This is a genomic window from Paramagnetospirillum sp. (assembly GCF_058402745.1).
The window spans coordinates 24228-41413 of sequence record NZ_JBZVFI010000019.1; the positions used below are offsets into that span (position 1 = coordinate 24228).

Annotated in this window: 23 protein-coding genes; 10 read left to right on the plus strand and 13 right to left on the minus strand. The window is 66.5% G+C overall.

Going from position 1 to position 17186, the window contains the following annotated elements:
- Nucleotides 1-3 precede the first annotated feature (3 nt).
- The 12 genes from ACV4UZ_RS19615 to ACV4UZ_RS19670 form a co-directional block, all read right to left on the minus strand.
- The gene (locus tag ACV4UZ_RS19615) at nucleotides 4-372 is read right to left on the minus strand and encodes a hypothetical protein (protein WP_491602474.1); all 369 of its coding nucleotides are present in this window, start codon (nucleotides 370-372) and stop codon (nucleotides 4-6) included.
- 53 nt (nucleotides 373-425) lie between these two features.
- A complete protein-coding gene (locus ACV4UZ_RS19620; protein ID WP_491602475.1) occupies nucleotides 426-647 on the minus strand; it encodes a DUF7697 family protein in 222 nt (73 codons plus the stop codon).
- A gap of 35 nt (nucleotides 648-682) precedes the next feature.
- Entirely contained in the window at nucleotides 683-1321 is a 639-nt protein-coding gene (locus tag ACV4UZ_RS19625; protein WP_491602476.1) for a hypothetical protein, read from the minus strand.
- Nucleotides 1322-1332: 11 nt separating this feature from the next.
- Complete coding sequence (locus ACV4UZ_RS19630) at nucleotides 1333-2277, minus strand: phage tail tube protein (protein ID WP_491602477.1); 945 nt, start codon at nucleotides 2275-2277, stop codon at nucleotides 1333-1335.
- Nucleotides 2278-2350: 73 nt separating this feature from the next.
- A complete protein-coding gene (locus ACV4UZ_RS19635) occupies nucleotides 2351-2788 on the minus strand; it encodes an acyl-CoA transferase (RefSeq protein WP_491602478.1) in 438 nt (145 codons plus the stop codon).
- The gene (locus ACV4UZ_RS19640; RefSeq protein WP_491602479.1) at nucleotides 2785-3435 is read right to left on the minus strand and encodes a DUF6441 family protein; all 651 of its coding nucleotides are present in this window, start codon (nucleotides 3433-3435) and stop codon (nucleotides 2785-2787) included. The genes ACV4UZ_RS19635 and ACV4UZ_RS19640 overlap by 4 nt, the downstream gene beginning before the upstream one ends.
- The gene (locus tag ACV4UZ_RS19645; protein WP_491602480.1) at nucleotides 3432-3755 is read right to left on the minus strand and encodes a head-tail joining protein; all 324 of its coding nucleotides are present in this window, start codon (nucleotides 3753-3755) and stop codon (nucleotides 3432-3434) included. The genes ACV4UZ_RS19640 and ACV4UZ_RS19645 overlap by 4 nt, the downstream gene beginning before the upstream one ends.
- A 56-nt stretch (nucleotides 3756-3811) precedes the next feature.
- Nucleotides 3812-4498 carry a DUF2190 family protein gene (locus ACV4UZ_RS19650; protein ID WP_491602481.1) on the minus strand — a complete coding sequence of 229 codons (687 nt, stop codon included), beginning with the start codon at nucleotides 4496-4498 and terminating at the stop codon, nucleotides 3812-3814.
- Between the two features lie 107 nt (nucleotides 4499-4605).
- Nucleotides 4606-6720 (minus strand): prohead protease/major capsid protein fusion protein, encoded by a 2115-nt coding sequence (locus tag ACV4UZ_RS19655; RefSeq protein ID WP_491602482.1) that lies wholly within the window; start codon nucleotides 6718-6720, stop codon nucleotides 4606-4608.
- A 23-nt stretch (nucleotides 6721-6743) separates the two neighbouring features.
- On the minus strand, nucleotides 6744-7583 hold the full coding sequence (locus tag ACV4UZ_RS19660; RefSeq protein WP_491602483.1) for a phage portal protein: 840 nt from the start codon (nucleotides 7581-7583) through the stop codon (nucleotides 6744-6746).
- A 110-nt stretch (nucleotides 7584-7693) separates the two neighbouring features.
- Complete coding sequence (locus ACV4UZ_RS19665; protein WP_491602484.1) at nucleotides 7694-7918, minus strand: hypothetical protein; 225 nt, start codon at nucleotides 7916-7918, stop codon at nucleotides 7694-7696.
- Entirely contained in the window at nucleotides 7915-8469 is a 555-nt protein-coding gene (locus ACV4UZ_RS19670) for a hypothetical protein (RefSeq protein ID WP_491602485.1), read from the minus strand. Before ACV4UZ_RS19670 ends, ACV4UZ_RS19665 begins: the two co-directional genes overlap by 4 nt.
- A 134-nt stretch (nucleotides 8470-8603) precedes the next feature.
- On the opposite strand from ACV4UZ_RS19670, the gene ACV4UZ_RS19675 reads away from it, so the two are divergent.
- From ACV4UZ_RS19675 to ACV4UZ_RS19720, 10 genes are all read left to right on the plus strand, one after another.
- On the plus strand, nucleotides 8604-8846 hold the full coding sequence (locus ACV4UZ_RS19675; RefSeq protein WP_491602486.1) for a DUF7220 family protein: 243 nt from the start codon (nucleotides 8604-8606) through the stop codon (nucleotides 8844-8846).
- The gene (locus ACV4UZ_RS19680; protein WP_491602487.1) at nucleotides 8836-10089 is read left to right on the plus strand and encodes a phosphoadenosine phosphosulfate reductase domain-containing protein; all 1254 of its coding nucleotides are present in this window, start codon (nucleotides 8836-8838) and stop codon (nucleotides 10087-10089) included. Before ACV4UZ_RS19675 ends, ACV4UZ_RS19680 begins: the two co-directional genes overlap by 11 nt.
- A gap of 24 nt (nucleotides 10090-10113) precedes the next feature.
- Nucleotides 10114-10317 (plus strand): helix-turn-helix transcriptional regulator, encoded by a 204-nt coding sequence (locus ACV4UZ_RS19685; protein ID WP_491602488.1) that lies wholly within the window; start codon nucleotides 10114-10116, stop codon nucleotides 10315-10317.
- A gap of 129 nt (nucleotides 10318-10446) precedes the next feature.
- Nucleotides 10447-11037, plus strand: a complete 591-nt coding sequence (locus tag ACV4UZ_RS19690; RefSeq protein WP_491602489.1) for an anthranilate synthase component II — start codon at nucleotides 10447-10449, stop codon at nucleotides 11035-11037.
- Nucleotides 11037-12068 (plus strand): anthranilate phosphoribosyltransferase, encoded by a 1032-nt coding sequence (gene trpD, locus ACV4UZ_RS19695; RefSeq protein WP_491602490.1) that lies wholly within the window; start codon nucleotides 11037-11039, stop codon nucleotides 12066-12068. Before ACV4UZ_RS19690 ends, trpD begins: the two co-directional genes overlap by 1 nt.
- Before the next feature lie 4 nt (nucleotides 12069-12072).
- Entirely contained in the window at nucleotides 12073-12888 is an 816-nt protein-coding gene (trpC, locus tag ACV4UZ_RS19700; protein WP_491602491.1) for an indole-3-glycerol phosphate synthase TrpC, read from the plus strand.
- Nucleotides 12888-13370 carry a cyclic pyranopterin monophosphate synthase MoaC gene (gene moaC, locus ACV4UZ_RS19705; RefSeq protein ID WP_491602492.1) on the plus strand — a complete coding sequence of 161 codons (483 nt, stop codon included), beginning with the start codon at nucleotides 12888-12890 and terminating at the stop codon, nucleotides 13368-13370. Before trpC ends, moaC begins: the two co-directional genes overlap by 1 nt.
- On the plus strand, nucleotides 13367-14569 hold the full coding sequence (locus tag ACV4UZ_RS19710; RefSeq protein WP_491602493.1) for a molybdopterin molybdotransferase MoeA: 1203 nt from the start codon (nucleotides 13367-13369) through the stop codon (nucleotides 14567-14569). The genes moaC and ACV4UZ_RS19710 overlap by 4 nt, the downstream gene beginning before the upstream one ends.
- A gap of 230 nt (nucleotides 14570-14799) precedes the next feature.
- Nucleotides 14800-15507, plus strand: a complete 708-nt coding sequence (lexA, locus tag ACV4UZ_RS19715; RefSeq protein ID WP_491602494.1) for a transcriptional repressor LexA — start codon at nucleotides 14800-14802, stop codon at nucleotides 15505-15507.
- Between the two features lie 2 nt (nucleotides 15508-15509).
- Nucleotides 15510-15716: a hypothetical protein gene (locus ACV4UZ_RS19720; protein WP_491602495.1), complete on the plus strand. Its 207-nt coding sequence runs from the start codon at nucleotides 15510-15512 to the stop codon at nucleotides 15714-15716.
- Nucleotides 15717-16164: 448 nt separating this feature from the next.
- Here the strand turns inward: ACV4UZ_RS19720 and ACV4UZ_RS19725 are convergent.
- Nucleotides 16165-17122, minus strand: a protein-coding gene (locus ACV4UZ_RS19725; RefSeq protein WP_491599710.1) for an IS630 family transposase whose coding sequence is annotated in 2 segments (ribosomal slippage) — nucleotides 16165-16792 and nucleotides 16791-17122 — 960 coding nt in all. Because the reading frame shifts where the segments join, the coding sequence is not laid out codon by codon here.
- Nucleotides 17123-17186: the final 64 nt, after the last annotated feature.

The window sequence follows — 17186 nt, forward strand, 5'->3', positions numbered from 1 at the left end:
TATTCAATTTTTAGACACAGAAACTAAGAACAAGATAGTCACGACAAATCCTGTGACGATCAGCAATATTCTGACCAACAAGTCTAAGCATCCTGTTTTTTGCTTCACAACCCGCTCCACCTGGGTCTGAACCGTTACAGTGGCGAGACGCAGATCCTGGCAGAAGGCCTCTATCTCTTGATCAAACACCTCGATCAGGCGGGCCCGCTGGGTGGAGGCCACCTCGGGGAAGGCCTCGGCGATGCCGTCCTGAAGGTCGAGCCGGGTTCGGGCCAGATGGCCCTCGGCCTGGGCGGTCTCCAGCAGTCCGCGCTGGGCTGATACCCAGGCGCGGACCGCTCCACGATCCACCTTGATGCTGCCATCATCCATGGTACACCCCCGGCCGGTTGCGAAAGCCGAGGGTGCCACACTTTACGGCAGGGTCAAGACTCCTCGTCGTCCTCGTCCCCGGCCGTCGCTTCCAGCAGGCCGAGGTCGATGGCGGGCAGAAGATCCGCCAGAGCGGATGGGCTGGCCCCCAGCGCCTGGCCGTAGGTCAGGCAGGCGACCATGTCCAGGCCGAGAAGACCGCCTTCCGCATCGGTCAGCATGTGCCCCCGGCAGGCCAGCATGGCGCCCCAGGCTGCGGCTCCGGACGGGGTCATGGGGGCATGCTCCACATAGGGGCAGAGCTTGCCGCCTACCCGTTCTCCGCGAGAGCAGGGGAGATCGAGTTCCCGACATTGTCCGCAGTATTGGGGGCCGGCGCCGAAGTGCCATCGTGCCCGGCCCCGGAGCCTTTTTTTTCCGCTTCGACCTCGCGCAGACCGGCCTGATAGGCGGTGCGGAAGCGTTCGCCCACGGTGTTGACGTTCATCAGCTGGCGGATGGCGGCGGGGCTGACCTCGGCCACGGCGCCATTGGCGTCGAACACCTGGTCCCAGCCGATGATAGCCGCCTCGGCCAGGGCAACTCCGGATTCGAACTCGGCCAGCCCCAGGCGGACGGACTCGTCGTCGATATCGGGAATATCGGCGACCCGCCCGCCCTCGGCCACCACCGCGTCAACATGCTCGCGCAGGGCGCGGATCGCCGCCCAGCCCTTGGCGCGGGCCACGTCGGACACCGCCTGGGTCAGGGGACGCACCAGCAGGCGCACCGACAGCCCCGGCAGGGGCATCCAGTAAGGCCCCTCGGGGGCGGACAGATGGATGGAGCCGCCCGTCTCCGGCCAGGACAGGGCCAGGGGAACCGGCGCGGCGGCGGAACCGGCTTTCGCCGACTTGGAGGCGCATCCGCCGCAGTCCAGGCCGAGCATTTTTTTCAACCATGCAAACATGACGTACTCCCTCAGGTATAGCTTTCCACGTCGTTGACCAGGACCACCGTCATGGCGCAGCCGGCGGCGGTGTTCTTGGCGCCCTTGAAGGCGTAGTTCTTCTCGATGCCGCCGGGACCGGTGATGCCCTTCTTGTCCTTGGGCAGGTAGACCTCGTGGCAGGTGATGGACAGCGACAGGCTGTTGCTGATCTTGTAGCCGAAGGTCAGGTCCGAGATTTCGGAACGATTCGCCTCGGCGGTGGCCAGGGCATCAGCCGACATGCGGACCCGCAGCTCGCCGCCCAGGTCGACCTTGCCCGGATCGGCGCCGTCGATCAGGCCGTCGTCGCGGATGGTCCGCACCACGTCCAGATTGTTGGAGTAGTTGAACTTGCCGCCCACCAGATTGCCGACGTAGTCGGCGCCGATCTTGACGAAGCCCTGGCGCACGGAAAAGCGCTGCATGACCAGTTCCACCGGAGTGGCATCCAGGGGGGAACCGGCCTCCGCCTCGGTCTGGGCCACACCGGTAATGGTGGCCTTGACCTTGCCGCTGGTCGCCCAGTCGATGGCCATGGTGTTGGCGGAAAATCCCTTCTGGCGGTAGTACTTGCCCAGATCGGTCAGGCCCAGGTCCAGGGTCATGGACGGCAAGGTGGCGGCGCCGGACTTCCAGGTGTGGGTGTAGGGACCGGTGCCGGTGGTGACCGGGGAACCCAGCAGGGCCTTCAGCCAGATGCCGAACTCGCGCGGGTCGACGGGAACGTCGATGCTGGGCTCGTTCTTGATGGGGCCGTCGGTGGGCGCCGCCGGGTCGCGGCCGTCGCCCAGAAGGTCGGAGGCTTCCAGCGCAATCTCGTTGCCGCCCGAGAAGGACGAGAAGTGCAGCGAGGTCAGTTCGGTGGCGGCGGTGCCGTAGGTCCCCTCGAAACCGCCGGCCAGAATGGCGTTTGCGCCCTGTGCGCGAGTGGCCATGATCATGTCCTTTCGTGATGCGCCCGGTCAGCCGAGCGGGTTGGTGCCCGTCAGCCGAGCGGATTGGTGCCCGTCAGCCGAGCGGATTGGTAGTGGTGTAAGTGGCGACCAGGGTGACGACGGCGCCCTTGACGGAGGCCGCACCCTGAATGCGGGCATCGGCGGTATCCGGGGCAGACCAGTCGAGATAATCGACCTTACCGCCCAGGGTGCGATCCGCCTCCAGGGATGACCCCATGGCGGCCAGCAGGGAATCGAGATCGGCGGCGCGGGTATGCTGCGCCGCCTTCTGGACCAGCACGTCCACCGGGATCTCGTGCTGGAATTCATAGAGGAGCGGAGAGCCCAGCAGGATCTCCGCCTCGCCCGGGTCGCCGTCATGGACGATGATCCGGCCGCCCGCCGGAACAGTGGTCGGAATGGGGTCGTTGCGCTCGACCTTGACCCCTCCCATGGCGGCGGTGAGGACGCTCACCACGGCGGCCAGAACCTCCTCGCGCTTGCTGGTCATGTGGCCATCCTTTGCAGGTTGCGGGCGACCCGGGAAGGAAGCGCCGCCGCCGCCGCCAGGGCGGCGCCGTTAATGTCGAGCAACTTCTTCATGCGAGCCGCCGGGGCCAGGACGAACAGCACCACGGTGGTCCGTCCGGCCAGGCGAACGTAATCTCCGCCGGCTCCCCTGGTGGTCGCCCGCGCCGCCCGACCCCTGGAACTCAGGCGGGCGTTATCCAGCACCAGCAAACCCGGTTTTCCAGGTCGGAAGATGAAGCGCAGCGCGTTTCCGAAGCGGGTTTCGCACTGAAGCAGCGACAGCGGGCGGCCACCACGTCCACGCGGAACGGCGGCAGTAGGAATGGCCAGCCATAGTCCCAGCTTTGAGCGGATCACTGTGCCGTTGGCGAAGGCCGAGACAATGTCTGGGGCCTTGGAATAGACCAGGGCGGCGGCGCCCATGGAAACCTCGCCTTTGGGATAGACCTGCAGGCGCCAGGTGGATTCCATCCGTGTCCCAAGCCCGGCGGCGGCAACCTGGGCACGCAACTGGGCCTGAAGCTCGGCCCCTGCCTCGGCCACCGCGTCGGTGACCGCCGCCGCCATGGTTCCGATCTTGCGGTCAAGCTGGGCGGAAAGGTCGCCCTCGATGCGGGCGCCGATCATGACGGCACCGTGTCTATGACCCACCAGACGCCCAATTCGTCGAGCATGGGTTCCCCCTGCACGGTAAAGACACCTCCGCCGCTGAGGGTGATGGAATCGCCTGCGACGGGCCGCTCCAAATCGGCGGCCAGAGCCCGGAAACTCGTCGTTCCGGCGGCAATGTCATGGCCGAAGATGGAGGATGTCTTGCCCGGCTGGGCCCGCAGCAGGCGCAGTCCAGTCTTCACCTCGCCCGTGGCGGCCACGGTATAGGTGGCGATGACGGCGCGATCCCGGTTTTCGAACATCACGGCGGCGGCGCGGGAAAAGGCATTGTCCATGGCGAGCCCCGCAAACGGCTGAAAGCGGCGGGGGATGATTCCCCCGCCGCTGTTGATCAGGCGACGATATGGATGGTGACGGTCGCCTTGGAGGCCGTCGTGCCTTCGCCGCCGCAGGCGATCTCGACGGCGCCACCGGCCGCCACGGTATTGGCGGCGGTAGGGCTGGCCGAGGCCTTGGTCCCCGCCGCCGAGGCGTCCGATTCCACGGTGACGGCGCCGCCGGTGATGGCCACGCCGCCGATCTTGCCGGTAAAGACGGTATCGGCATCGATGGCGCCCTGGAGGACCACGTCGATGCGCTTCACCTTGCCGGCGATGGGGCTGACCACGAACTGGCTGCCCGCCGCCGCCACGTCGGCGAAATCGACGTTCAGCGCCACCTCGATCTCGTTGGGAGACGCCGAGGTGGAATGCAGGGTGCCGCAGATATCGGCCACCACGGTGGCGGCGCCGCTGCCGGCGGACGACACGGCGGTGCCGCAGCGAGGGCCGGTGGACTGTCCCGTCAACCGCTTGTTGGCGGCGTCCCAGTACAGCGGATCGCCGGCCGCCACGACATCGGTCGACGCCTTGGGCAGTTCATACACGCCCTCGCGGAACATGATGACCAGCTGTCCGGCCTCGGACGCGGCGCCCGAGCAGACACCGAACAGATTTCCCACGGCGAAGGGCTCGCCCGGGGACAGGGCATAGGGCGCGGCGATATCCAGCTGCTCGCCCGGCTGAATGAAATTCTTCATGGTTTCCTCGTTCGAAATGAGGAAGGGCGGCGCCGAACGAGCACCGCCCTTCTTCTGTTTCCGCCCGGTCTAGGCACTCAAGGCCCCCGGGCCGGTGACGGTCGCCCTTAGGCCGGGGCGGCGCCGGGGTTCTTGTAGAAGCCGCGATAGTCGACCAGGGAGGCGTAGAAATCCTCGTAGGCCAGCAGACCGACACCACGGCCGGGCTTCACCTCGTAATAGGTCTGCGGGCCCTGGTTACCCGACAGCCAGCCGAAGTTGATGCAGGGCAGCACCAGCGGGTCGGCAGACAGATACCAGGAAAGCTCGCTGGCCTCGTCCAGCAGGGCTTCGGTCACCACCTCCAGCTTGCGCAGGGATTCGGGAACCGAGGAACCGGGAGAGGTCGGAACCACATAGGGGTTGGTGAACTGCTCGGCCACCGTTTCCAAGGACGCCGGAACAACCAGCTTGGTGACCATCGTGTTGAGCTTGCGCCCCTTGTCGCTCTTCTGGGTCCTGACGGCCCGACGCCCCTCGCCCACCGAAGTGGAAGCGATCACCGCGCCGGCAGCGGCCAGATTGCCGTGGTCGGCATGGAACAACGCCTTGTTGTCCGACACCATCTTGGCATTGGAGGTGACCAGGGCCCATACCGTGCCGTTCTCATGGCTGGCGGCGGCGATGGCGATGCCGTCGGAGTGATCGGCAAGGACGCCCAGGTCGTCGTTGATCAAGGCCTCGCGGGTAATCATGAGTTCGACGCCCACGGATTCCAGCTTGGCGGTTTCCTTGCTCTCGCCGAACGCGCCCTGCTTGAATTCGCCGTTTTCCATCTTGCGCTGGAAGGCCGGGAAATCGCCCTTGCGAACCAGGTTCTTGGTCTTGAAGTCGTTCAGATCGCGCTGGGCGGCGATATGGCGGTAGGTGACGGCCTGCAGCTTGTACTTGGGCAGCAGGATCTTGTCTGCCGCCGCCGACAGCAGGTAGGGAAAATCAGCCGTTTCCAGCGCCCGCAGAGCCAGGGCATTGCGGTTGCCGCGCGGCAGACGCTCGCCACGGGCCGCCAGCAGTTCCGCCGCCATGTCCAGCACGGAGAATCCGGCAAAGGAGCGGGCATGCTCGGAAATGGCCCTCATCTGATCTTCGGAGTGGCCGACGGACCGGGTCTTCTCCAGTTGCGCCAGTTCGGCGGGGTTCAGATACCGCACGGCGATGGCATGGGACATGGCATCGCGCATGAATTCAGGATCGTCACCCGAACGGCCCTGGCTGATGCGCAGCGGCTGGGCGCCAGTGATGCCCTGCAGCGCCGAGCGGCCGGTCACATGATCGAACAGGGCGGAGCGGACACCGTCCATGGAAACACCGCGCTGGAAGAAATCGGCGGTCATGCGCTCGGCCTCGGCGCCCTGGATACCGGCGGCGGAGACCGCCTCGCGGATCTGGGTCATCTGGGTCAGAGCCTCGGCGCGGCCAAGGGCGGTATCGGTATTCTGGGCCGGAGCCACAGCAGGGGCGGGCGGGGCAGCGGGATCCTGGCGGTTCTGGCCGCCCTTCGCCTCGACCACCGAGGGGGGCGGGGTCTGAACCTGCGGCGCATCGCCGCCACTCGAACGGAACTTCATGTTGTCCTCTTGGGGTTGCGCGGCGGCGCCGCTGGGGATGAACTCACACGGAAACTTTTCGGCCATGTCCGAGCGCAGCACCGCCGCGTCCGGATCGGCCGGCATGGCGACCAGGGAGATTTCCAAGGGCTCCCAGTCGACGGCGCGGTAGATGGGCAACTGCCCTTCCTTGCGGGTGACCTCGTACTTGTTGACCCGATAGCCCACCGAGACGTGGGTGATCAGACCCTGCTCGATGCGCTCCCACACCGGGTCGATATCGGCGGTACGGCCAAGGGTGATCTTGGCCGTACCGGTGGTGCCGTCGGTGGTGGCGCTTCCGGCCTCGACCTTGCCGAGGATGGAACGGACGCCGGACCAGGCCTGATGGGTGTCCAGCACCTTTCCCGCGCTGTTCAGGCGGTCCAGGCGGACATGCTTGGCGTCAAGCGACAGCTCCTCCATGTAGTAGCAGTCGTTCTCGAAGTCGTAGCGGCGGACGCCGACGCCCTTGGACCACACCACCGAGATGGTGCGGCCGGCGGAATCGAGGCCGGATGCATCGATGGCCTCGGCGCGGATCTGCATGGTGAGGTCCCGCCGCTCTCCGTTCGGCGCGGTGGCGGACCTGGTCATCAGGGATCCACGGATATGCTTGCTCATGATTCCCCCTTGGGGCTGGCCGCGCCATCCTTGCCGACGGCGTCAAGCTGGCTGATGCCCTGCATGACGCCCGCCTGACTGGTGTGGCGCGGGTCGTTGTCAAAGACCAGGCCGGCGGCATCCACGTCGCGGATGAAACCGGCCCATTTGGCAAGAACCTCGCGCGGGTCGTAGCCCAGACGCTTGATCTCGGTCTGCGGGTCGCTCTGCCCCGAACGCATGCGGACCAGGGCGGCCAGGGCCGCCTTGTATTCGTCCGCTTCCTGCAGCGGGCTGGGGGTCCAGGCCACCCGGTAGTCCCGGCGCGGGATCTTCCCGGCCAGGAACAGGGCATCCACCATCCAGCGCCACTGGGCGCGGCAGGTCTGCGGGATCAGGAAATGCTCCTGGTCCTGCTCCACCATGCGGCCAAATCCGATCTGCCCGATCTTGTAGCTGGCGAAATTGGCGTCCGAGAGGTCCCCGGTCAGGTGGAAATAGGGAACGCTGGACCCGGCGCTGGTCCGCTGGGCAAAGAACTTCATCAGGTCGCGCAGGCCGCCGGACGCCTGGGGCGTCAGCATGTTAGGCTTTTCCCCCGGACGCAGGTAATGAACCATGCCGGGTCCAAGGGTCTGGATGATCTTGTCCTCGACCTTCTTGGTGATGCCCAGTTGATCGGAGCCGGTCCGAATCCCCGACTGTTCGATGAACACCGCCAGCAGGGCCTGGACCTTGAACCGCCACAGTTCCGCCTCGGTGGCCTCGCCGATGTCGCGCAGCGTCACCGTGACGGCATGCAGCCAGGGTGGAAAGCGGACCATGCCGCTCCGCCCCTCGTTGCGGCCGACATGCATCCCCGAGTCGCCATCCCGAGCATCTGGCGCGAGACGTAGCGGCGCAGGGCAAGACTGGGGGCAATTGCCGCCAAGGCCCGTTCGAACATGCTCAGCTTGTCGGACATGGCCTACCCTTTGCTGTAACTGACCCAGGCCGAACGCGGCGACCCGGAGGAATTTACCGTCACCGCGGAGGCGATCTCGGCCTCCAACTGCGCCAGCTTCTGGGCATCATCGGCGCCCCGATAGGTCACCTCGGACCCGTCGGGAAACCGAACCTTTGCTTCCGCCCTGGTCAGGAGATCAAAGCGGGCCTGGCGGACGGCCGCCAAGTGTTCGGGTGTCCAGTTCATCGGGACCTCAGAAAGTTGGCGGCGGCCTCGGCATCGATCAGTCCGCCGGAGATGGTGCCGCCGCCGTCTTCTTCGGCTGCGGCGGCTTCGATGATCTCGCCCGTCACGGGGTCGAACCTGACCCCATCGGCCGTGGACGGCGCCGGGATCGGCCCGCCTTGTCCCAGCAATCCTGACCACCACCGCTCCAGGTCATGCTGGGCGGTGGCCGGTGCGGCGGAGCGCTGGGAAATCAGGGCCGCCCATTCATCGGGCTTCAGATTGTCGGACAGATGATGGGCAAGCGCGCGGGCCCCGACATGGATAAGCACGCCGGAAAGATGCAGGCGGAAATGATGCGCGGCTCCAATTGGGACGTGGCCGTTGCCATCTCTCATGCCCTGGAAGAGGCCGGTCATCGCGGAAACTGGGGCGACCTGCCCCACGGCGCCGTCGTCTGCACGGCGGTGATCTCCGGTGCGTACCACGCGTTTCCGGTTGATGGCGGCGGCATCAAGCTTCTGGCCTCGGTAGGCATGGGGCCGCAACTTCCTCCCGACATGATCCACCATACCGACCCATTCGGTGATTACACGCCGGGCCGGTGGGCATGGCACCTGACTGACGTGCAGCCCTTGGCCGCGCCGAGCCCCGCCAGGGGAAAGCAAGGTTGGTGGGAATGGGAACCATCGGAAAGGGGGGAAGCATGATGCGCCACGGTCAATCCCGCCGCATGTCGTTGGTCGAGCAGGTCTGCAACGTCGCCTCCGGCATCGTCACCGCCGTCGTGGTCGGACAGATCATCTACCCGATGTTCGGCTACTCGGTGACCGTGGCCGACAATCTTGGGCTGACCGCAATTTTCACGGTGGTCAGTGTGGTGCGAGGCTATGTCTGGCGCCGGATGTTCAACTGGTGGCACTGCCGGGAGAGCGCTTATGGCGGATGATCTCTTCGCCGGCAGCCAGCGCCTGCAGATGACCGAGAGCATCGAACTGACGGTGCAGTCGCTGCTGGCCTATGCCCATGATCATGACCACTGGGGCATGGCGTGGTCGGGCGGCAAGGATTCCAGCGCCACCGTGACGCTGATCTGCTGGCTGATCGACATCGGGAAGATCCCGGCGCCGAGGTCGTTTACCGTGTTCTACGCCGACACCAGGATGGAACTGACGCCGCTGGCCATCGCCGCCTTGCAGATTATGGACGAACTGCGGGACCGGGGAATCAAGGTCCACGTGGTCCGCGCTCCGCTCGACAAGCGGTTCTTCGTCTACATCCTCGGCCGTGGCGTGCCGCCGCCCAACAACAACACGCTGCGCTGGTGTACCCGCCAGATCAAGATCGACCCCATGGGCGAGGCCGTGGCGCGCAAGCTCGACGAGATCGAGCGGAACCATAATGGCGGTCCCGACCTGGACGGCGCCGCCGCCCCGAAGCCGTTCCTGATGATCACCGGCGTCCGCCAGGGCGAATCCGCTATGCGCGACCGCCGCATCGAGATGAGCTGCAGCAAGGACGGCGCCGAGTGCGGCCAGGGCTGGTACCAGAAGACGCTCCCCGAGGCCAAGGGCGTACGGGGCCGCATCGCCACCCTGGCTCCGCTGCTCCACTGGAGGGTCTGCCATGTGTGGGAGTGGTTGAAGCACTGGGCACCCCAGCCGCAGTTCGGCGACTGGTCCACCGCCATGATCGCCGATGCCTATGGCGGCGACGAGGCCGAGGAGATCAACGCCCGCACCGGCTGCATCGGCTGCCCCCTGGCCGCCAAGGACATGGCGCTGGATACCATCCTGCATAATCCGGCATGGGCCTATCTGGCGCCGCTGAAGGGCCTGAAGCCGCTCTACCGCGAACTGCGCATGGCCAGGAATCGCCTGCGCCAGCCGGGCGGCGAGCGCCGTCAGGACGGCACCCTGGCCAAGAACCAGCAGCGCATGGGTCCGCTGACCTTTCCGGCCCGCCTGATGGGCCTCGACCGCGTCTTGACCATCCAGGCCGAGGTAAACGCCGCCGCCGTCCGGCTCGGCCGCCCGCGCCTCGACCTGCTCGACGCCGAAGAGGAGGCCCGCATCCGCGAGCTGATCGCCGCCAAGACCTGGCCGGATGGCTGGGATGGCGACGAACCGACCGCCGATACCCCGCTGCCGGCGTACTTCGCCGACGGCACCATTCAGCATCTGCTTGTTTGAACCTTTGAGTGAAAGGACATAACCATGGCCGACCGCCTTATCCGCCTGCCCGAAGTCGAGCATCGCGTTGGTCTTAAAAAGAGCGCAATTTATACCCGCATTCGCGAGGGCACCTTTCCGGCTCCGCGCAAATTGGCGGTCAACTGCGCCGTCTGGCTTGAGTCTGCCATTGACGCTTGGGTGAAGGCGCAGATGGTAGACCCGGAACCCTCTGGAACGCCGGGCTGAAGCCGTGTACCCTGCCGCCGTCTTCCACCGCCGTGCGCCACCGTGCCACATTAAACCGGGTAACAAACCGGGTAAGATGATGGGTGGAAGAATAAAATGTTGATTAATGTCAGTTTGTTAGGTGCTCGAGTGTTCCTCCTGATCGATAATTACGACAGCTTCACCTACAACCTCTGGCACTATCTCGGCGAGTTGGGGGCCGAGGTGGTGGTGAAGCGCAACGACGCCGTCACCGTCGATCAGGTGCTGGCCACGAAGCCCCAGGGCATCGTCATCTCGCCCGGCCCCTGCGATCCCGACAAGGCGGGCATCTGCCTGGAGTTGATCGAGCGCGCCGCCGGCAAGATTCCGCTGTTCGGCGTCTGCCTGGGGCATCAGGCCATCGGCCAGGCCTTCGGCGGCAAGGTGGTGCGCGCGCCCAAGCCCATGCACGGCAAGGTCGACAGCATCGAGCACGACGGCACCGGCGTGTTCAAGGGCCTGCCCAGCCCCTTCCGCGCCACCCGCTACCACTCGCTGGTGGTGGAGAGGGAGAGCTTCCCCGATTGCCTGCACGTCTCCGCCTGGACCGCCGACGGTCTGGTGATGGGCCTGGTCCACAAGGAACTGCCCATCTGGGGCGTCCAGTTCCATCCCGAAAGCATCGAGACCCAGCACGGCCACGCCATGCTGCGCAACTTCATCGATCATACCAAGACCCGCACCGGACAGGCCGCCTGATGAACACCACCCTCGCCCTGATGAAGGAAATCCTCGGCCGCGTCGCCGCCGGCGCCACCCTGTCCGAGGCCCAGGCCGAGGAAGTGTTCGAGATCATCATGTCGGGCGACGCCACACCGGCCCAGATCGGCGGCCTGCTGATGGGCCTCAGGGTCCGGGGCGAGACGGTGGAGGAGATCACCGGCGCCGCCCGCATCATGCGCGCCAAGGCGCTGAAGATCGAAGCCCCGGCCGGTGCGGTGGACATCGTCGGCACCGGCGGCGACGAGGCCGGCACCTACAACATCTCCACCGCCGCCTCCTTCGTGGTGGCGGCCTGCGGCGTGCCGGTGGCCAAGCACGGCAACCGGGCGGTGTCGTCCAAGTCGGGCGCGTCCGACGTGCTGACCGCGCTGGGCGTCAACATCGACGCCGATTTCTCCCTGGTACGCGAAACCCTGTGGGACAACAAGGTCGGCTTCCTGATGGCGCCGCGCCACCACAACGCCATGCGCCATGTGGCCGGCCCGCGCGGCGAGCTGGGCACCCGGACCATCTTCAACCTGCTGGGACCGCTGGCCAATCCGGCCGGAGCGACCCGCCAGGTGGTCGGCGTCTTCGCCGAGCGCTGGGTGGAGCCGCTGGCCCGCGTGCTGGGCCGCCTGGGGGCCGAGCACGCCTGGGTGGTCCACGGCTCCGACGGGCTGGACGAGATGACCACCACCGGTCCCACCAAGGTGGCCGAGTACAAGGGCGGCGAGGTCCGCCTCTTCACCGTCAAGCCGGAGGATGCGGGCCTGAAGCGCGCCGCGCCCGCCGACCTGAAGGGCGGCGACGCCGCCGCCAACGCCGCCGCGCTCCGGCGCCTGCTCAAGGGGGAGCAGGGCGCCTATCGCGACATCGTCGTCCTCAACTCGGCCGCCGCCCTGATGGTGGCCGGCAAGGTCGACTCCCTTAGCGACGGCGCCCGCGCCGCGGAACAGGCCATCGATCGGGGCGAGGCCGAAGCCGTGCTGGAACGCATGATCGCCATCACCAACCGGACTCCCTGACATCATGAACGCCACCCCGACCATCCTCGACCGCATCTGCGCCGAAAAGCGCCGCCAGGTCGCCGAGCAGAAGAGCCGCCGCCCCATCCAGGAACTGCTGAAGCGCGCCCAGGACCAGGCGCCGCCGCGCGGCTTCGCCGCCTCGCTGGACCGCAAGGTCAAGGAGCTGGGCTGGGGCATCATTTCCGAGATCAAGAAGGCCTCGCCCTCGGCCGGGGTGATCCGCCCCGATTTCAAGCCGGAACTGCTGGCCCGGGCCTATCAGCGCGGCGGCGCCGCCTGCCTGTCGGTGCTGACCGACCAGAAGTTCTTCCAGGGCTCGGACGCGGATCTGGGCGCGGCGCGCTCGGCCTGCGACATTCCGGTGCTGCGCAAGGACTTCATGGTCGATCCCTACCAGATCGTCGAGGCCCGCGCGCTGGGCGCCGATTGCATCCTGCTGATCGTCGCCTCGCTGACCGATGCCGAGCTTTCCCAGATGGAGGACATCGCGCTGGGCTACGGCATGGACGTGCTGATCGAGGTCCATGACGAGGCGGAACTGGCCCGCGCGCTGAAGATGAAGTCGCCGCTGATCGGCATCAACAACCGCGACCTCAAGATCATGAAGACCGACCTCGCCACCACCGAGCGTCTGGTCCCCCTGATCCCCGAGGGCAAGGTGGTCGTGTCGGAAAGCGGCCTGGAAGGCCCCGGCGACCTGCGCCGCATGGCCGCCATCGGCGTCAAGCGCTTCCTGATCGGCGAGGCCCTGATGCGCCGCCCCGACGTGGAGCAGGCGCTGAAGGTGCTGCTGGCCGGCGCGGGCACGGCGGCCTGATGAGCGACGGGCTCACCCATTTCGATCCGGACGGCAATGCCGTGATGGTCGACGTCTCGGCCAAGGGGCAAACCGCTCGCAAGGCGGTGGCGCGCGGCTCGGTGGTGATGACGCCCGAGACCCTGGCCCTGATCGCCGCGCGCGGCATGAAGAAGGGTGACGTGCTCTCCGTCGCCCAGCTGGCCGGCATCATGGGGGCCAAGCGCACCCCCGACCTGATTCCGCTGTGCCATCCCCTGGCCCTGTCCTCGGTGGGGGTGGAGCTCAGCCTTGATCCCCAGGCCTCCGCCGTCCATATCGAGGCCACTTGCAAGCTGGTGGGCCAGACCGGCGTCGAGATGGAGGCGCTGACCGCCGTCTCGGTGGCGGCGCTGACCGTCTACGACATGTGCAAGGCGGTGGACAAGTCCATGCGCATCGAGAACATCCGCCTGATCCACAAATCCGGCGGCAAGTCCGGCATCTACGAGGCCAAGGAATGATCTCCGTCGAAGTGGCGCGCGAAAACCTGCTGTCGGGCATCAGGCCGGTGGGGACCGAGGTGATCGGCCTCGCCCAGGCCGCGGGACGCATCCTGGCCGAGGATCTGGCGGCCCGCGTGTCCCATCCGCCGGTGGCGGTGTCGGCAATGGACGGCTACGCCGTCCGCAGCGCCGACCTCGCCCAGGTGCCACGCCCTCTCGACGTCATCGGCCTGTCGGCGGCCGGCTCGGCCTTCGCCGGCATTGTCGGCCCCGGCCAATGCATCCGCATCTTCACCGGCGCGCCGGTGCCCGAAGGGGCCGACGCGGTGGTCATGCAGGAGAACACCCGCAAGGACGGCCAGCGGGTGGAAATCCTCACCTCCGCCCCCCCGGGCCGCCACATCCGACCGGCCGGGCTGGACTTCAAGACCGGCGACGTCCTGATTCCGGCGGGAACCATCATGGGCGGCCGCACCATCGGTCTGGCGGCGGCCATGAACATCCCCAACCTGCTGGTGCGCAGGAAGCCCCGCATCGCCATCCTGTCCACCGGCGACGAGATCGTCCTGCCCGGCGACCAGCCGGGGCCGGCCCAGATCGTCGGCTCCAACGGCCCGGGCCTCGCCGCCATGGTCAACGCCCTGGGAGCCGATTCCATTCATCTCGGCATCGCCAGGGATACCCGGGAGTCGCTGGATTCCATGATCGCCGCCGCGGCGGGCGCCGACATGCTGGTCACCACCGGTGGCGCCTCGGTGGGCGATTACGACCTGGTCCAGGATGCGCTGAAGGACGCCGGCATGAATCTCGGCTTCTACAAGGTGGCCATGCGACCGGGAAAGCCGCTGATGTTCGGCGACATGAAGGGCGTTCCCGTGCTCGGCCTGCCGGGTAATCCCGTCTCGGCCATGGTCTGCGCCATCATCTTCCTGGAACCGGCCATCCGGGCGCTCACCGGACGCTCCACCGTCACCCAGGCCATCAACGCCATTCTGGGCCGCGATCTTCCCCCCAACGACGAGCGCATGGAGTTCATGCGCGCCAGCCTGGAACGCACCGACAACGGCCTGGTGGTCGCCCTTCCCTTCGAACAGCAGGACAGCGCGGTGCTGTCGGGGCTGGCCCGTGCCACCTGCCTGCTGGTGCGCCCCCCCCATGCCGCCACCGCCCAGGCCGGCGACATGGTGCAGGTCATCCCCCTGCCCCCCACCCTGTAGGGAGTATCCTTTGACCGGAGCGCGGCCGTCCCGCCCGCTGGGGTGACCGGAGCGCGGGCGTCCCGCCCGCTGGGGTGACCGGAGCGCGGGCGTCCCGCCCGCTGGGGCGGAAACAAAACGGAATCATCCGTACAGATTCCCCTTGACCACCCCCGGGAACGCGCATAGAACAAAACCAGATGGTTTGTTCTTTGTTCCCTGAACAGACTCATATCGGGGGAGGTTCCGCGATGCTGACGCGCAAGCAATACGAATTGTTGATGTTCATCGACGAACGGCTTCGCGCCACCGGTATTTCTCCCTCGTTCGACGAGATGAAGGATGCGCTGGACCTCAAGTCCAAGTCCGGCATCCACCGCCTGATCACGGGTCTGGAGGAACGGGGCTTCATCCGCCGCCTCGCCCACCGCGCCCGCGCCCTGGAAGTGGTCCGCCTGCCGGAGAACCGGGCCGACACCGCCCTGCCCCCGCCGGCCAAGGCCTTTGCTCCCAACGTCATCAAGGGCGGCTTCGCCGGGCCGCAACTGGCGGGCGCCCCGGTCGCCGGGCCGTCCGACGCCGTCACTCTTCCCCTCTACGGCAAGATCGCCGCCGGCACCCCCATCGAGGCGCTGCGCGACCATTCCAACAGTATCGACATTCCGGCCTCCATGCTGGGCAGCGGCAATCACTACGCGCTCACCGTGGATGGCGATTCCATGATCGAGGCCGGCATCAACGACGGCGACACCGTGGTGATCCGCTCCTGCGACAGCGCCGAGACCGGAACCATCGTGGTCGCCCTGGTGGACGACACCGAGGTGACGCTGAAGCGCCTGCGCCGCAAGGGCAATTCCGTGGCGCTGGAACCCGCCAACCAGGCCTACGAGACCCGTATCCTTCCCCCCGACCGGGTGAAGGTCCAGGGCCGTCTGGTCGGTCTGCTCCGGAGGTACTGAACATGGGCAGCTTCCGTCCGCTCCGCTTCGGCTTCACCGCCGACGGCCGCCCCGCCGACGAGACCTGCGCCGAGATGCGCGTCACCTATCTGGGCCGCGTCTCGCGACGCCAGGCCGAGGCCGACGCCCGGCGCCGCTTCGAGGAATGGTCCCGCCTGGGCAGTTCCCTGTCGCGCCTGCGCGGCGCCGATCAGGTGGTGCTGGGGTAGTCTTTGTGGGCTCTGCCCACGCCCGCAAAGGGCCCGAGGCCCTTTGATCCCCTTGGTCAACCGAGCTGAACTGAGGTTGCCGGAAAGACACGGAGAACACGGATACGGTGCTCCGCACCGCTCGCGGATGGACACGGATGTTCCGCCCCTCTCGGCCGTCACCCCGGGCTTGACCCGGGGTCCAGGAGGCCAGAATTCCAGGAAAGCAATTCCTGGGTCCCGGCTCTTCGGCCAAGATGGCCATATGAAATTTCCATTCTCCGTGCTTATCCGTGGCCGCGCAGCGGCATCCGTGTCCAAGAACGGCAGGAATCCGCATGAAAAAGGTTGGGTCATTGGGCTCTCGCCCTCATCACCCGGTAGGGTGGTAAGAATTCTCGACGTGACGGCGATCTGATGCGGCGCCGACCAGCAGGGGAGAGAAGTGATGGACTAGAGCGGCGTGCGTTTAATCTGAAACATACCCGGCTTCCCTGAGGTAGTTCCAGCATTCGTCTGGGGTGTAGAGATCGCAGATATTGCCGACGGCCTTCCAGAGGTCGTCGATGGTGCGCGCGCCGATCCGTCGGAGATGAGCCTTGAGTTTGGCAAAGGCCATCTCGATTGGGTTTAGGTCTGGGCTGTATGGGGGTAGGAACAGGAACCAGGCGCCTCTCTCCTTGAGGATGGCCTTGGCCTTCTCGCTTTTATGGCTGGAGAGGTTGTCGAGGATGACGACGTCGCCCGGCTGGAGCGTCGGGGCCAGTTGGGTCTCGACGTAGACCTCGAAGGTTTGTCGGTTCATGGGGCCGTTTATGATCCAGGGTGCCGTCAGACCGTCACAGCGCAAGGCGGCGATGAAGGTTTGGGTTCCCCAGTGGCCGAATGGCGCGCGGGCCTTGAACCGTTGCCCTCGCGGTGCCCGTCCCCGCAACCGGGTCATCTTGGTGGTGGTGGCGGTCTCGTCGATGAACGCCAGCCGGTGAGGCTCCTGGCACATCCGGGGCTGGCGGTGGCTCAGCCAGGTCCGGCGCTCCGCCACCACATCATCGCGACCGGCTTCGGTGGCCAGCAGCGTTTTTTTTGACGCTGAAGCCTTGCCCGATCAGAAACCGCGAGAGTGACGCCGGGTGGGCCGTGACGCCGCATTCGGCCTTCAGCTTGGCCGCCAGTTCCGGCATCGTGATGTCGCCTTGCGCCTCCACCCAGCCGGTCAGAAGAGCGGCAAAGGCCGCCAGCTTACCACCGCCCGGCGGACGGCCTTGCCGCAAGGGCTCCAACGAACCCGTCGCCGCCATCCGTTGTGCAAGACGGACGCTGGTCGCGGCGCTCACTCCAAAATGCCGAGCCGCCGCTCGCCGCGATTCGCCGTGTTCGATCTTACCGTAAACACGGACCCGAAGATCTGATGATAGCCATTTGCCCATGATCCACCTCCAATGAGGTTGAATCACTTTTTCGCCTACAAGGGAATCCCCTGCGATTCAGATT

Bases quoted from the DNA above. Each gene is read 5' to 3' on its own strand.
- ACV4UZ_RS19640 (WP_491602479.1), bottom strand. From the start codon at position 3,435: ATGATCGGCGCCCGCATCGAGGGCGACCTTTCCGCCCAGCTTGACCGC.
- ACV4UZ_RS19685 (WP_491602488.1), top strand. From the start codon at position 10,114: ATGGCCGACCGCCTTATCCGCCTGCCCGAAGTCGAGCATCGCGTTGGT.
- moaC (WP_491602492.1), top strand. From the start codon at position 12,888: ATGAGCGACGGGCTCACCCATTTCGATCCGGACGGCAATGCCGTGATG.
- ACV4UZ_RS19655 (WP_491602482.1), bottom strand. From the start codon at position 6,720: ATGACCAGGTCCGCCACCGCGCCGAACGGAGAGCGGCGGGACCTCACC.
- ACV4UZ_RS19625 (WP_491602476.1), bottom strand. From the start codon at position 1,321: ATGTTTGCATGGTTGAAAAAAATGCTCGGCCTGGACTGCGGCGGATGC.
- lexA (WP_491602494.1), top strand. From the start codon at position 14,800: ATGCTGACGCGCAAGCAATACGAATTGTTGATGTTCATCGACGAACGG.
- ACV4UZ_RS19710 (WP_491602493.1), top strand. From the start codon at position 13,367: ATGATCTCCGTCGAAGTGGCGCGCGAAAACCTGCTGTCGGGCATCAGG.
- trpD (WP_491602490.1), top strand. From the start codon at position 11,037: ATGAACACCACCCTCGCCCTGATGAAGGAAATCCTCGGCCGCGTCGCC.
- ACV4UZ_RS19645 (WP_491602480.1), bottom strand. From the start codon at position 3,755: ATGGACAATGCCTTTTCCCGCGCCGCCGCCGTGATGTTCGAAAACCGG.
- ACV4UZ_RS19675 (WP_491602486.1), top strand. From the start codon at position 8,604: ATGATGCGCCACGGTCAATCCCGCCGCATGTCGTTGGTCGAGCAGGTC.
- ACV4UZ_RS19615 (WP_491602474.1), bottom strand. From the start codon at position 372: ATGGATGATGGCAGCATCAAGGTGGATCGTGGAGCGGTCCGCGCCTGG.
- ACV4UZ_RS19680 (WP_491602487.1), top strand. From the start codon at position 8,836: ATGGCGGATGATCTCTTCGCCGGCAGCCAGCGCCTGCAGATGACCGAG.
- trpC (WP_491602491.1), top strand. From the start codon at position 12,073: ATGAACGCCACCCCGACCATCCTCGACCGCATCTGCGCCGAAAAGCGC.
- ACV4UZ_RS19670 (WP_491602485.1), bottom strand. From the start codon at position 8,469: ATGGTGGATCATGTCGGGAGGAAGTTGCGGCCCCATGCCTACCGAGGC.
- ACV4UZ_RS19665 (WP_491602484.1), bottom strand. From the start codon at position 7,918: ATGAACTGGACACCCGAACACTTGGCGGCCGTCCGCCAGGCCCGCTTT.
- ACV4UZ_RS19720 (WP_491602495.1), top strand. From the start codon at position 15,510: ATGGGCAGCTTCCGTCCGCTCCGCTTCGGCTTCACCGCCGACGGCCGC.
- ACV4UZ_RS19660 (WP_491602483.1), bottom strand. From the start codon at position 7,583: ATGCATGTCGGCCGCAACGAGGGGCGGAGCGGCATGGTCCGCTTTCCA.
- ACV4UZ_RS19620 (WP_491602475.1), bottom strand. From the start codon at position 647: ATGACCCCGTCCGGAGCCGCAGCCTGGGGCGCCATGCTGGCCTGCCGG.
- ACV4UZ_RS19635 (WP_491602478.1), bottom strand. From the start codon at position 2,788: ATGACCAGCAAGCGCGAGGAGGTTCTGGCCGCCGTGGTGAGCGTCCTC.
- ACV4UZ_RS19650 (WP_491602481.1), bottom strand. From the start codon at position 4,498: ATGAAGAATTTCATTCAGCCGGGCGAGCAGCTGGATATCGCCGCGCCC.
- ACV4UZ_RS19630 (WP_491602477.1), bottom strand. From the start codon at position 2,277: ATGGCCACTCGCGCACAGGGCGCAAACGCCATTCTGGCCGGCGGTTTC.